This window comes from Vibrio alfacsensis, from assembly GCF_019670485.1.
GTDB lineage: Bacteria > Pseudomonadota > Gammaproteobacteria > Enterobacterales > Vibrionaceae > Vibrio > Vibrio alfacsensis.
On sequence record NZ_AP024165.1, the window covers coordinates 30,943 to 44,971 of the forward strand.

The 14,029-nt window shown below is 46.9% G+C and carries 6 protein-coding genes, 5 tRNA genes and 3 rRNA genes; 12 read left to right on the plus strand and 2 right to left on the minus strand.

Annotated features, from left to right (window positions below; genetic code table 11):
• Positions 1–8: 8 nt before the first annotated feature.
• A complete protein-coding gene (gene fadB, locus VA249_RS00160; RefSeq protein ID WP_221068425.1) occupies positions 9–2,210 on the minus strand; it encodes a fatty acid oxidation complex subunit alpha FadB in 2,202 nt (733 codons plus the stop codon).
• 268 nt (positions 2,211–2,478) lie between these two features.
• Between fadB and VA249_RS00165 the strand changes: the two genes are divergently transcribed.
• The 11 genes from VA249_RS00165 to VA249_RS00215 all read left to right on the plus strand — a co-directional run bounded on the left by VA249_RS00165 (position 2,479) and on the right by VA249_RS00215 (position 11,231).
• On the plus strand, positions 2,479–3,102 hold the full coding sequence (locus VA249_RS00165; RefSeq protein ID WP_221068426.1) for a YigZ family protein: 624 nt from the start codon (positions 2,479–2,481) through the stop codon (positions 3,100–3,102).
• Between the two features lie 46 nt (positions 3,103–3,148).
• A complete protein-coding gene (locus tag VA249_RS00170) occupies positions 3,149–4,606 on the plus strand; it encodes a TrkH family potassium uptake protein (protein ID WP_221068427.1) in 1,458 nt (485 codons plus the stop codon).
• Between the two features lie 9 nt (positions 4,607–4,615).
• The gene (gene hemG, locus VA249_RS00175) at positions 4,616–5,143 is read left to right on the plus strand and encodes a menaquinone-dependent protoporphyrinogen IX dehydrogenase (protein ID WP_221068428.1); all 528 of its coding nucleotides are present in this window, start codon (positions 4,616–4,618) and stop codon (positions 5,141–5,143) included.
• Positions 5,144–5,645: 502 nt separating this feature from the next.
• Positions 5,646–7,200: ribosomal RNA gene (locus VA249_RS00180) — 16S ribosomal RNA — on the plus strand.
• A gap of 90 nt (positions 7,201–7,290) precedes the next feature.
• A tRNA-Glu gene (locus VA249_RS00185) sits at positions 7,291–7,366 on the plus strand.
• Between the two features lie 2 nt (positions 7,367–7,368).
• A tRNA-Lys gene (locus tag VA249_RS00190) sits at positions 7,369–7,444 on the plus strand.
• Positions 7,445–7,472: 28 nt separating this feature from the next.
• Positions 7,473–7,548, plus strand: a tRNA-Ala gene (locus tag VA249_RS00195).
• Positions 7,549–7,583: 35 nt separating this feature from the next.
• Positions 7,584–7,659: transfer RNA gene (locus VA249_RS00200), tRNA-Val, on the plus strand.
• A gap of 328 nt (positions 7,660–7,987) precedes the next feature.
• Positions 7,988–10,880 (plus strand): 23S ribosomal RNA (locus VA249_RS00205).
• Between the two features lie 92 nt (positions 10,881–10,972).
• A 5S ribosomal RNA gene (rrf, locus tag VA249_RS00210) occupies positions 10,973–11,089 on the plus strand.
• Together the 16S, 23S and 5S rRNA genes with 5 tRNA genes alongside form the textbook arrangement of a ribosomal RNA operon.
• A gap of 65 nt (positions 11,090–11,154) precedes the next feature.
• Positions 11,155–11,231 (plus strand) — tRNA-Asp (locus tag VA249_RS00215).
• A gap of 160 nt (positions 11,232–11,391) precedes the next feature.
• Here VA249_RS00215 and ilvY read toward each other — a convergent pair.
• The gene (gene ilvY, locus VA249_RS00220; RefSeq protein ID WP_221068429.1) at positions 11,392–12,282 is read right to left on the minus strand and encodes an HTH-type transcriptional activator IlvY; all 891 of its coding nucleotides are present in this window, start codon (positions 12,280–12,282) and stop codon (positions 11,392–11,394) included.
• Positions 12,283–12,424: 142 nt separating this feature from the next.
• Here ilvY and ilvC point away from each other — a divergent pair, with 142 nt between their 5' ends.
• Positions 12,425–13,909: a ketol-acid reductoisomerase gene (gene ilvC / locus VA249_RS00225; protein ID WP_221068430.1), complete on the plus strand. Its 1,485-nt coding sequence runs from the start codon at positions 12,425–12,427 to the stop codon at positions 13,907–13,909.
• Positions 13,910–14,029 lie beyond the last annotated feature (120 nt).

The window sequence follows — 14,029 nt, forward strand, 5'->3', positions numbered from 1 at the left end:
ATCCCTCCTTAGATAGAACCTTGCTGTTGTGCACCGTAAAAGGTTTTTCCATATACGGGGTGGCCTTTCTCTGCCATATCAATCAGCATCTGTGGTACTTGGTACATTGCACCGAGCTCTGAGTATTGTTTTGCTATTGCAACAAACTCAGCAATACCTACGCTATCTAGGTAGCGGAATACGCCACCGCGGAATGGAGGGAAACCAAGACCGTAAACCAGAGCCATATCCGCTTCTTGTGGAGTGGCAATGATGCCTTCTTGTAGACACAGTACCACTTCGTTGATCATTGGAATCATCATACGTTGAATGATGGTTTGTTCGTCAAAACGTTCTTTGTCATGGAACGGCTTATCGGCACAAATATCAGCGAGCACCGGCAAGATCTCTTCAGAGAAGGTTTTCTTCGGCTTACCTTTTCTATCTATGGTGTAGCTGTAGAAGCCACTGCCATTTTTCTGACCGTATTTGCTTGCTTCGAACAGTGCATCGATCGCGTCACGACCTTGTTTACCCATACGCTCTGGGAAACCTTGCGCCATAACGGCTTGTGCGTGGTGAGCAGTATCAATACCAACGACATCGAGCAAGTATGCAGGTCCCATCGGCCAGCCAAACTTACGTTCCATGACTTTGTCGATTTTCGTAAAGTCCGCGCCATCACGAAGTAGCATGCTAAAGCCACCAAAGTATGGGAACAATACGCGGTTTACAAAGAACCCAGGGCAGTCATTGACGACAATTGGTGATTTGCCCATTTTCGCTGCGTAGGCGACAACACGATTGATGGTTTCATCAGAGGTATGTTCACCACGGATGATCTCAACAAGAGGCATGCGGTGCACTGGGTTGAAGAAGTGCATGCCACAGAAGTTTTCTGGACGTTTTAGCGATTTCGCTAATAGATTGATTGGAATCGTCGAGGTGTTTGAGGTGATAACCGTGTCTTCACCGACATGTGATTCGACTTCACTCAAAACTGCTGCTTTTACTTTCGGGTTTTCTACTACGGCTTCAACAATCACGTCTGATTCTTCGATGCCTGCGTAATGTAGGCTTGGTGTGATAGACGCTAAAATACCAGCCATCTTAAAGCCATCAATGCGACCACGAGATAAGCGTTTATTTAGTAGCTTAGATGCTTCAGTCATGCCTAAATCGAGTGAAGGTTGCGCGATGTCTTTCATTAACACCGGTACGCCTTTTAATGCAGATTGGTAGGCGATGCCGCCGCCCATGATACCTGCACCAAGTACAGCCGCACGTTGCGTGTCTTTACTCGCTGACTTAGCTGATTTTTTCGCAAGCCCTTTGATGTATTGGTCGTTAAGGAATAAACCAACCAGTGATTTTGCTTCTTCAGACTTAGCCAGTTTTACGAAGTGCTGACGTTCAATGTCGAGTGCTTCGTTACGAGCAAAGCGAGCGCCTTCTTCAATAGTAATAACGGCTGTCATTGGAGCTGGGTAATGAGGACCAGCTTTCTGAGCCACTAGACCCTTCGCCATGGTAAAGCTCATCATTGATTCAAGCTTACTTAGCGTAAGTGGTGATGTCTTTTGCTTACGACGAGCTTGCCAGTCCAACTTCTCGTTGATTGCCGAGGTCAGTGTCTTGAGTGCTGACTCGTAAAGTGCGTCGGTATCAACAACGGCATCAAGAAGACCAATCTTTAATGCTTCATCCGCACGACACGCTTTACCTTGAGTGATCACTTCCATTGCGCTGTCGGCACCGATCACGCGTGGTAAACGGACACAACCACCAAAGCCCGGCATAATGCCTAACTTAGTTTCAGGAAGACCGATGCTGGTGGTCTTGTCACCAATTCGCATGTCAGTTGCAAGTACACACTCACAACCGCCACCTAATGTGTGACCTTTTAGTACCGAGATCGTCGGGACCGGTAAGTCTTCCAGTTTATTGAAGATGCTGTTCGCAAATTGCAGCCACTGATCGAGCTCAGCGTCTGTCTTGGCAAAAAGACCTAAGAACTCGGTGATGTCCGCGCCAACAATGAACGCGTCTTTATCTGAGGTGAGCATCAAGCCCTTCAGTCCTTGATGCGCAATCAAGGCATCAAGTGCTTTGTCGAGTGACTCTAGTGTTGCTAGGTCGAGCTTGTTGACGGATTTCGGAGAGCAGAAGCTAAGCTCTGCAATACCATTGTGTACTTCCTTTACCTGTAGGGTTTCGGCTTGGTAAATCATTGTCTATCTCCATGACATACAATCTTGGATTGTCTGTATACCGATTTGATGTTGGCTAAATGCCGTGTGATACAACAAATAGATATAGAGGAAAGTCGTTTTATTCTTATTCTGGTTAGACCAGTGGGATTAGTTTGGACCGCAGATTGGCCAATTTCAATACATTTTTTAAACAAGTGTTTAACATTGTGCGCTAGTGCAGATCTTATGCGACGTGTAAATCGGTCTCGTGATAGACTTTGAACAAAGAGAAAAGTGACGTAATCCTATGAATGACCAACCTTATCTGATTCCAGCAGAGCCTGTGCAATTTGAAGAAGAGATCAAAAAGAGTCTCTTTATTACTTATTTGGCTCATACACCGAGCGTGGAAAAGGCGAAAGCATTTGTGGAACAGATAAAATCCAAACACTCTGACGCAAGACATAACTGCTGGGGTTTTGTTGCTGGCCGGCCAGAAGATTCAATGAAGTGGGGGTTTAGTGATGATGGAGAACCGTCCGGTACTGCAGGTAAGCCAATACTTGCTCAATTGTCAGGATCAGGTGTCGGAGAAATCACGGCCGTAGTGACGCGTTACTATGGTGGTATTCGGTTAGGTACGGGAGGACTTGTGAAAGCTTATGGTGGTGGTGTACAACAAGCTCTCAAGCAGCTTCAAACAATTGAGAAAAAAATAACCACAAAGCTCAGACTAGAGTTAGACTATGGCTTTATGCCTATCGTACAGTCGTTAATGCCTCAGTTCGGTGCGGTTGAAGTCGATGCCGAATACAGCGTTCAGGTGGCATTAGTTGTGGAAATCGAGCTACGTGAAGTGAGCGCGTTTACCCAGACTATCATCAACAAAAGTGGTGCAAAGGCAATTGTCACCCCATTAGACGGACAATAATGAAAAATAGGAAGCCACAGGGACAGCTTCGCTAGTCAATCAATCCATGCAATTTCGTTCAATTATTCGAATCGTCGGGCTATTGCTCGCGCTTTTTAGTGTCACAATGCTCGCACCTGCACTGGTTGCACTTATCTATAGAGATGGTGCGGGTGTACCGTTTGTCACGACATTTTTTGTTCTCCTTTTATGGGGAGGGGTATGTTGGTTTCCAAACCGAAGGCATAAGCACGAGCTTAAAGCACGTGATGGCTTTCTTATTGTTGTTCTCTTTTGGACAGTTCTAGGTAGTGCAGGCGCTATTCCTTTTTTGATTGCAGATAATCCAAACGTTTCTGTAACCGATGCCTTTTTTGAGTCTTTCTCTGCCTTAACGACCACCGGTGCGACAGTCATTGTTGGATTGGATGAATTACCCAAAGCCATTTTGTTCTATCGCCAGTTGCTTCAATGGTTTGGTGGTATGGGTATCATTGTTCTTGCTGTAGCAATTCTTCCGGTTCTTGGTATCGGAGGTATGCAGTTATATCGCGCTGAAATTCCTGGGCCAGTAAAAGATACTAAGATGACTCCGCGCATAGCTGAAACGGCAAAAGCACTGTGGTATATCTATCTGAGTTTGACTATTGCATGTGCCTTAGCATTTTGGTTGGCAGGCATGACGCCGTTTGATGCGATCAGCCATAGTTTCTCAACCATAGCCATTGGTGGTTTCTCAACCCACGACGCCAGCATGGGTTATTTTGATAGCTACGCCATCAATATGATCACCGTTGTCTTCTTGTTGATTTCGGCATGTAACTATTCTTTGCACTTCGCCGCGTTTGCGTCTGGCGGTGTGCATCCTAAATACTATTGGAAAGATCCAGAGTTTCGCGCGTTCATCTTTATTCAAGTTATCCTGTTCTTGGTGTGCTTCTTATTACTGTTGAATCACCACTCGTATGACTCCCCATATGACGCCTTTGACCAAGCGTTATTCCAGACCGTGTCTATCTCTACTACGGCGGGTTTTACCACAACTGGATTTGCTGACTGGCCATTGTTTTTACCAGTGCTGCTATTGTTCTCTTCTTTTATAGGGGGGTGTGCAGGTTCGACTGGCGGCGGCATGAAAGTGATCCGTATTCTGCTGCTGACCTTACAAGGTGCACGTGAACTAAAGCGGCTGGTTCACCCTCGCGCGGTTTACACTATTAAAGTGGGAGGAACGGCTTTGCCTCAACGCGTGGTTGATGCGGTGTGGGGATTTTTCTCTGCTTATGCCTTAGTGTTCGTCGTTTGTATGTTGGCGCTGATCGCAACAGGGATGGATGAGTTAAGTGCATTTTCCGCTGTTGCCGCCACATTGAATAACTTAGGACCAGGGTTGGGAGAAGTTGCTCTTCATTTTGGTGATGTAAATGATAATGCTAAATGGGTGCTGATTGTTTCTATGCTATTTGGTCGCTTGGAAATATTTACCTTACTTATTTTACTCACGCCGACATTCTGGCGTAGCTAAGGAGAAATCGTGGCAAAAGCTTTATTTCTATACTCTTCGCGTGAAGGGCAGACAAAAAAAATTCTCCACTATATAGATGAGCAACTCACAGACTTCGAATGCGAGTTGGTGGATTTACATAATGTAAAGACGATTGATTTTAGCCAATACGACAGAGTATTGATTGGAGCGTCTATTCGCTATGGTCATCTTAATAAGAAGCTATACCAGTTTATTGAACGAAACTTGAATCAACTTGCGCAAAGCAAAGTGGCGTTTTTCTGCGTGAACCTTACTGCCCGTAAAGAAGATCAAGGTAAGGATACTCCTGAAGGTAGTGCCTATATTCGTAAGTTCCTAATTAAGTCACCTTGGAAACCTACGTTAATAGGTGTCTTTGCAGGAGCTCTTTATTACCCTCGCTATCATTGGTTTGATCGAACGATGATTAAGTTCATTATGTCGATGACAGGTGGTGAAACCGATACAACCAAAGAAGTGGAATACACCAACTGGGAAAAAGTGGCTCTTTTTGCAGATAAATTCAAAGAACTGTAGAAATAACGTGCTCTTTTAAGTGTTTTTGCTGCAATTTTATCCGAACGATAAGAAAATCAAAAAAAACGTAAAAAAGGGCTTGCCAATGTGATCGCAATCTCTATAATACCACCTCGCTGACACGGCAACGCTCCGAAAGGAACGCAAACCAAGTTAGCAAGCCAATTAGCCAAGTGGAAACGCTTGAAAGAAAGTTTGAAAAAAGTGGTTGACACTAAACTTTATCTCGCTAAAATGGCCGTCCGATTTGAGCAAAGCTCAATAGGAAAGCTCTTTAACAATATAGACCTATCAATCTGTGTGGGCACTCGTTGATGATAATCCAATTAGATACATCGGTATCAAATTAGGTTTCAATGAACTGAGTGACCAAACGAGTCGAAAGGCTTGGCACAGTCAATTCATTATCGTTCTGTTGGAACGATAATAGCTTTAAAATTACTTCTTACTTTCGAGTAAGAGCAGTTTTGAAGTCAGTATTCATTGAGCCGAACAAAATCTTAAATTGAAGAGTTTGATCATGGCTCAGATTGAACGCTGGCGGCAGGCCTAACACATGCAAGTCGAGCGGCAGCGACAACATTGAATCTTCGGAGGATTTGTTGGGCGGCGAGCGGCGGACGGGTGAGTAATGCCTAGGAAATTGCCCTGATGTGGGGGATAACCATTGGAAACGATGGCTAATACCGCATGATGCCTACGGGCCAAAGAGGGGGACCTTCGGGCCTCTCGCGTCAGGATATGCCTAGGTGGGATTAGCTAGTTGGTGAGGTAAGGGCTCACCAAGGCGACGATCCCTAGCTGGTCTGAGAGGATGATCAGCCACACTGGAACTGAGACACGGTCCAGACTCCTACGGGAGGCAGCAGTGGGGAATATTGCACAATGGGCGCAAGCCTGATGCAGCCATGCCGCGTGTGTGAAGAAGGCCTTCGGGTTGTAAAGCACTTTCAGTAGGGAGGAAGGTTCATGCGTTAATAGCGTATGGATTTGACGTTACCTACAGAAGAAGCACCGGCTAACTCCGTGCCAGCAGCCGCGGTAATACGGAGGGTGCGAGCGTTAATCGGAATTACTGGGCGTAAAGCGCATGCAGGTGGTTTGTTAAGTCAGATGTGAAAGCCCGGGGCTCAACCTCGGAATTGCATTTGAAACTGGCAGACTAGAGTACTGTAGAGGGGGGTAGAATTTCAGGTGTAGCGGTGAAATGCGTAGAGATCTGAAGGAATACCGGTGGCGAAGGCGGCCCCCTGGACAGATACTGACACTCAGATGCGAAAGCGTGGGGAGCAAACAGGATTAGATACCCTGGTAGTCCACGCCGTAAACGATGTCTACTTGGAGGTTGTGGCCTTGAGCCGTGGCTTTCGGAGCTAACGCGTTAAGTAGACCGCCTGGGGAGTACGGTCGCAAGATTAAAACTCAAATGAATTGACGGGGGCCCGCACAAGCGGTGGAGCATGTGGTTTAATTCGATGCAACGCGAAGAACCTTACCTACTCTTGACATCCAGAGAAGCCAGTAGAGATACAGGTGTGCCTTCGGGAACTCTGAGACAGGTGCTGCATGGCTGTCGTCAGCTCGTGTTGTGAAATGTTGGGTTAAGTCCCGCAACGAGCGCAACCCTTATCCTTGTTTGCCAGCGAGTAATGTCGGGAACTCCAGGGAGACTGCCGGTGATAAACCGGAGGAAGGTGGGGACGACGTCAAGTCATCATGGCCCTTACGAGTAGGGCTACACACGTGCTACAATGGCGCATACAGAGGGCAGCCAACTTGCGAAAGTGAGCGAATCCCAAAAAGTGCGTCGTAGTCCGGATTGGAGTCTGCAACTCGACTCCATGAAGTCGGAATCGCTAGTAATCGTGGATCAGAATGCCACGGTGAATACGTTCCCGGGCCTTGTACACACCGCCCGTCACACCATGGGAGTGGGCTGCAAAAGAAGTAGGTAGTTTAACCTTTCGGGGAGGACGCTTACCACTTTGTGGTTCATGACTGGGGTGAAGTCGTAACAAGGTAGCGCTAGGGGAACCTGGCGCTGGATCACCTCCTTATACGATGATTACTCACGATGAGTGTCCACACAGATTGATACGGTTTATAAAGTAAAAGAGACGAAGATATCCCAATATCTTCAATCCAGTGTCCCGTTCGTCTAGAGGCCTAGGACACCGCCCTTTCACGGCGGTAACAGGGGTTCGACTCCCCTACGGGATACCATTGGGTCGTTAGCTCAGTTGGTAGAGCAGTTGACTTTTAATCAATTGGTCGCAGGTTCGAATCCTGCACGACCCACCATTTCTTTTTTAGAAATGACTCTCAAGATGGGGCTATAGCTCAGCTGGGAGAGCGCCTGCCTTGCACGCAGGAGGTCTGCGGTTCGATCCCGCATAGCTCCACCATTCTTGACGTCTACCACGAGACGTAAAACTCATGTGGGCGATTAGCTCAGTTGGGAGAGCACCTGCCTTACAAGCAGGGGGTCACTGGTTCGAGCCCGGTATCGCCCACCATCTTTAAGCACACTTTCTTTAAAACAGAAAGCAGAGTGTTTTTAAAAATGGTTACTTCATGAGAAGTGATTAGCTCTTTAACAATTTGGAAAGCTGACAAAACAAATCTTGTCTTAAATAGATAAGCATTTGTTTGTAAAGTTCTCAAAGTATTCATTTCGATGAATACACAAAAACACATTCAAGTGTTCTTGGGTTTTGCGAAAGCAAAACATATTTGAGTCCGGCAAAATCGATAGCTATCTCGCTCATTCAAATAATGAGATAGCAACTTTGGTTGTTTAAACAACAAACTCAAGATTTCTTCTGAAACTCTTTGGGGTTGTATGGTTAAGTGACTAAGCGTACACGGTGGATGCCTTGGCAGTCAGAGGCGATGAAAGACGTAGTAACTTGCGATAAGCCCAGATTAGGTAGTAACAACCATTTGAGTCTGGGATTTCTGAATGGGGAAACCCACTAGCATAAGCTAGTATCATTAACTGAATTCATAGGTTAATGAGGCGAACCGGGGGAACTGAAACATCTAAGTACCCCGAGGAAAAGAAATCAACCGAGATTCCGAAAGTAGCGGCGAGCGAAATTGGACTAGCCCTTAAGCTTTATATGCGTTAGACGAACGGTCTGGAAAGTCCGGCGATACAGGGTGATAGCCCCGTAGTCGACAACGCACATTCAGTGAAATCGAGTAGGGCGGGACACGTGATATCCTGTCTGAATATGGGGGGACCATCCTCCAAGGCTAAATACTACTGACTGACCGATAGTGAACCAGTACCGTGAGGGAAAGGCGAAAAGAACCCCTGTGAGGGGAGTGAAATAGAACCTGAAACCGTGTACGTACAAGCAGTAGGAGCAGGCATTGCGTCCTGTGACTGCGTACCTTTTGTATAATGGGTCAGCGACTTATATTCAGTGGCAAGGTTAACCATCTAGGGGAGCCGTAGGGAAACCGAGTCTTAACTGGGCGTTCAGTCTCTGGATATAGACCCGAAACCAGGTGATCTAGCCATGGGCAGGTTGAAGATTGAGTAACATCAATTGGAGGACCGAACCGACTAATGTTGAAAAATTAGCGGATGACTTGTGGCTAGGGGTGAAAGGCCAATCAAACCTGGAGATAGCTGGTTCTCCCCGAAAGCTATTTAGGTAGCGCCTCGGACGAATACTACTGGGGGTAGAGCACTGTTAAGGCTAGGGGGTCATCCCGACTTACCAACCCTTTGCAAACTCCGAATACCAGTAAGTACTATCCGGGAGACACACGGCGGGTGCTAACGTCCGTCGTGGAGAGGGAAACAACCCAGACCGCCAGCTAAGGTCCCAAATTATTACTAAGTGGGAAACGATGTGGGAAGGCTCAGACAGCCAGGATGTTGGCTTAGAAGCAGCCATCATTTAAAGAAAGCGTAATAGCTCACTGGTCGAGTCGGCCTGCGCGGAAGATGTAACGGGGCTAAGTAATAAACCGAAGCTGCGGCAATGAAGTTTACTTCATTGGGTAGGGGAGCGTTCTGTAAGCCGTTGAAGGTGTGTTGTAAAGCATGCTGGAGGTATCAGAAGTGCGAATGCTGACATGAGTAACGATAAAGGGGGTGAAAAACCTCCTCGCCGGAAGACCAAGGGTTCCTGTCCAACGTTAATCGGGGCAGGGTAAGTCGACCCCTAAGGCGAGGCCGAAAGGCGTAGTCGATGGGAAACGGGTTAATATTCCCGTACTTCTTACAATTGCGATGGGGGGACGGAGAAGGCTAGGTGGGCCTGGCGACGGTTGTCCAGGTTCAAGTGCGTAGGCTTAAGAGTTAGGTAAATCCGGCTCTTTCTAAGGCTGAGACACGACGTCGAGCTACTACGGTAGTGAAGTCATTGATGCCATGCTTCCAGGAAAAGCCTCTAAGCTTCAGATTGTAAGGAATCGTACCCCAAACCGACACAGGTGGTCGGGTAGAGAATACCAAGGCGCTTGAGAGAACTCGGGTGAAGGAACTAGGCAAAATGGTACCGTAACTTCGGGAGAAGGTACGCTCTTGATGGTGAAGTCCCTTGCGGATGGAGCTGACGAGAGTCGCAGATACCAGGTGGCTGCAACTGTTTATTAAAAACACAGCACTGTGCAAAATCGTAAGATGACGTATACGGTGTGACGCCTGCCCGGTGCCGGAAGGTTAATTGATGGGGTTAGACTTCGGTCGAAGCTCTTGATCGAAGCCCCGGTAAACGGCGGCCGTAACTATAACGGTCCTAAGGTAGCGAAATTCCTTGTCGGGTAAGTTCCGACCTGCACGAATGGCGTAATGATGGCCACGCTGTCTCCACCCGAGACTCAGTGAAATTGAAATCGCTGTGAAGATGCAGTGTACCCGCGGCTAGACGGAAAGACCCCGTGAACCTTTACTACAGCTTGGCACTGAACATTGACCCTACATGTGTAGGATAGGTGGGAGGCTTTGAAGCAGGTACGCTAGTATCTGTGGAGCCGTCCTTGAAATACCACCCTTGTAGTGTTGATGTTCTAACGTCGACCCCTTATCGGGGTTGCGGACAGTGCCTGGTGGGTAGTTTGACTGGGGCGGTCTCCTCCCAAAGAGTAACGGAGGAGCACGAAGGTGGGCTAATCACGGTTGGACATCGTGAGGTTAGTGCAATGGCATAAGCCCGCTTGACTGCGAGAATGACAATTCGAGCAGGTGCGAAAGCAGGTCATAGTGATCCGGTGGTTCTGAATGGAAGGGCCATCGCTCAACGGATAAAAGGTACTCCGGGGATAACAGGCTGATACCGCCCAAGAGTTCATATCGACGGCGGTGTTTGGCACCTCGATGTCGGCTCATCACATCCTGGGGCTGAAGTCGGTCCCAAGGGTATGGCTGTTCGCCATTTAAAGTGGTACGCGAGCTGGGTTTAGAACGTCGTGAGACAGTTCGGTCCCTATCTGCCGTGGGCGTTGGAGAATTGAAAGGGGCTGCTCCTAGTACGAGAGGACCGGAGTGGACGAACCTCTGGTGTTCGGGTTGTGTCGCCAGACGCATTGCCCGGTAGCTAAGTTCGGAATCGATAACCGCTGAAAGCATCTAAGCGGGAAGCGAGCCTTGAGATGAGTTCTCCCTGATACTTTAAGTATCCTAAAGGGTTGTCGGAGACTACGACGTTGATAGGTCAGGTGTGTAAGTGCTGTGAGGCATTGAGCTAACTGATACTAATTGCCCGTGAGGCTTAACCATACAACACCCAAAGGGTTTTGATGGACTCAAAGCAAGAACAAGACTTGATTGTGTAGAGAACACAGAAACAGCTTTCCAGATTAAAGAATTTGCTTGGCGACCATAGCATTTTGGACCCACCTGATTTCCATTCCGAACTCAGAAGTGAAACGAAATAGCGCCGATGGTAGTGTGGGGTTTCCCCATGTGAGAGTAGGACATCGCCAGGCTTTAATTTTAAGGTAAACGCGTTGAACGGCGATTACCGGATAGAGAGAAATCTCCGTCACCGTGTGGAGCGGTAGTTCAGTTGGTTAGAATACCGGCCTGTCACGCCGGGGGTCGCGGGTTCGAGTCCCGTCCGCTCCGCCATTTATTCAGACGAAGCCCTAGCAGAAATGCTGGGGCTTTTTCGTATATGCATAAACTTGGTCTTTGACCAACGAGTCCCGCTTGAACGCAAGCCCGGCCGTTCCGCCATTTATTTAGACGAAGCCCTAGCAGAAATGCTCAGGTCTTATCGTTAGCGTTCTTATAAAGAGATATATTTACACTCTGCGACTTCCCATAGAGCTTTAACTAATGGGTTTTCTAGCTGACTTTTAACGCAACAAACACCGAGTTCAAAAGGTTTAATCGGTAATACCTTAAGTCGAGAAATTTTTTCTTTGACGGGACTATTGTTGATGACAACATCTGGTGCTATGCCGACACCACATCCTAATGCCACCATGCTGACAATGGCTTCATGTCCTGCTACTTGCGCGTAGATATTCGGTTTGATCTTCATTTGCTTAAACCAAACGTTCGCTCTATCTCTTGCTGTGCCTGCTTCTGGGAGAATAAAAGGGATAGCCGACCAGTTGGGCTCTTCTTTTTGTAGTTCTTCCGCAAAGCTACTTACCCCGACAGGTGCAATAACTGATAACGGAATTTCACTGATTGGTTCGAAAGCGACTTTGGCTGGAAGTTGATCTGGTTTTGCAGAGATAGCAATGTCAGCCTCATCGGCTAGTATTTTGTCGATTGCTTGAGCTGGATCGCCAGTAGAGAGTTTGAATTCAATAAAAGGGTGTTGTATGCGGAATTCAGAAATAAGCTCTGGTAGGTGACTGTAACTCGCTGTTACTGAGCAAAATAGACGGATCTCACCTTTTAAATCATCTTCAGTGCCTTTTATATAGCTTTGGTACTGTTGCCATTCACTTAAAATCTTAAGTGCGACTGGCAATAATTTCTTTGCTTGAACGGTAAGTTCGACACTTCGATTATCACGCAAAAACAATTGTTGATGCGTTTCCTCTTCCAACTTTTGAATCTGTCGGCTTAGCGCTGATGGGCTGATATGCATTGCTGCCGCTGTCTTAGCGAAGCTCTTACTATCACATAGATGAATGAATAATTGCAGGCTTTTGATGTTCATTAAATCTTCACTTCCATGTTGCATTTATTGCAATAAGTAATTGTGAATATATCACTTTCAGCAACAGGGTGTCTGTTTTAGTATGAACTCATTCGGTAAAGCAAATGCCGACCTCAATGGAAGAATGTTAAGGAGTGCCCAGATGGCTAACTATTTCAATACCCTAAATTTGCGTGAGCAATTGGATCAACTAGGTCGTTGTCGTTTTATGGACCGCGAAGAATTCGCGTCAGAAGCCGATTACCTAAAAGGCAAAAAAGTGGTCATCGTAGGTTGTGGTGCTCAAGGTCTTAACCAAGGTTTGAACATGCGTGATTCTGGTTTAGATGTCGCTTATGCACTTCGCCAGGCTGCGATCGATGAACAACGTCAGTCATTCAAAAATGCAAAAGATAACGGTTTTGAAGTAGGTAGCTACGAAACACTTATTCCACAAGCTGACCTAGTCGTAAACCTGACTCCAGACAAGCAGCACACTAACGTTGTTGAGACGGTAATGCCATTAATGAAAGACGGCGCTGCTCTGGGCTATTCACACGGTTTCAACGTTGTTGAAGAAGGCATGCAAATCCGTAAAGATTTGACTGTTGTTATGGTTGCACCTAAGTGTCCTGGAACAGAAGTTCGTGAAGAATACAAACGTGGCTTTGGTGTTCCGACTCTTATCGCTGTTCACCCAGAAAACGATCCTAAAGGCGAAGGTTGGGATATCGCGAAAGCTTGGGCTGCAGCAACAGGTGGTCACCGGGCTGGTTGTCTAGAGTCTTCTTTTGTTGCTGAGGTGAAATCTGACCTAATGGGTGAGCAAACCATCCTTTGTGGCATGCTACAGGCTGGCTCTATCGTATGTTACGAGAAGATGATTGCTGATGGTATCGATCCTGGCTACGCAGGTAAGCTTCTTCAATACGGTTGGGAAACCATCACGGAAGCACTGAAGTTTGGTGGTATCACTCACATGATGGATCGTCTATCAAACCCAGCAAAAGTAAAAGCATTTGAGCTTTCTGAAGAGTTAAAAGAGCTGATGCGTCCGCTATACAACAAGCATATGGATGACATCATCACAGGTCACTTCTCTAGCACGATGATGGCTGACTGGGCAAACGACGATGCAAACCTACTAGGTTGGCGTGCTGAAACGGGCGAAACGGCATTCGAAAACTACCCAGAAACTGACGTAGAAATCTCTGAGCAAGAGTACTTCGACAACGGTATCTTGATGGTTGCCATGGTTCGTGCCGGTGTTGAGCTAGCGTTCGAAGCAATGACGGCATCAGGCATCATCGATGAGTCTGCTTACTACGAGTCTCTACACGAGCTACCACTGATCGCGAACACAATCGCACGTAAGCGTCTATACGAAATGAACGTGGTTATTTCAGACACTGCGGAATACGGTAACTACCTGTTCGCTAACGTAGCAACCCCGCTTCTACGTGAGAAGTTTATGCCAGCAGTAAATACTGACGTAATTGGTAAGGGGCTAGGTGAAACTTCTAACCAAGTAGATAACGCGACTCTTATCGCTGTAAATGATGCTATCCGTAACCACCCAGTGGAATACATTGGTGAAGAGCTACGTGGCTATATGACTGATATGAAGAACATCGCGGTAGGCGGCTAATCTTCTTCGCTAAGGAGGTTAGTTTCTTTGTCGGTAATACTCATTTGCTAGCACAAACGCCGTGTTACCTCCGCGAACTTAAGCTCTAGCTTCGAATATACAATCTGCGTAATTGCATTA

Bases quoted from the DNA above. Each gene is read 5' to 3' on its own strand.
- fadB (WP_221068425.1), bottom strand. From the start codon at position 2,210: ATGATTTACCAAGCCGAAACCCTACAGGTAAAGGAAGTACACAATGGT.
- VA249_RS00165 (WP_221068426.1), top strand. From the start codon at position 2,479: ATGAATGACCAACCTTATCTGATTCCAGCAGAGCCTGTGCAATTTGAA.
- VA249_RS00170 (WP_221068427.1), top strand. From the start codon at position 3,149: ATGCAATTTCGTTCAATTATTCGAATCGTCGGGCTATTGCTCGCGCTT.
- ilvY (WP_221068429.1), bottom strand. From the start codon at position 12,282: ATGAACATCAAAAGCCTGCAATTATTCATTCATCTATGTGATAGTAAG.
- ilvC (WP_221068430.1), top strand. From the start codon at position 12,425: ATGGCTAACTATTTCAATACCCTAAATTTGCGTGAGCAATTGGATCAA.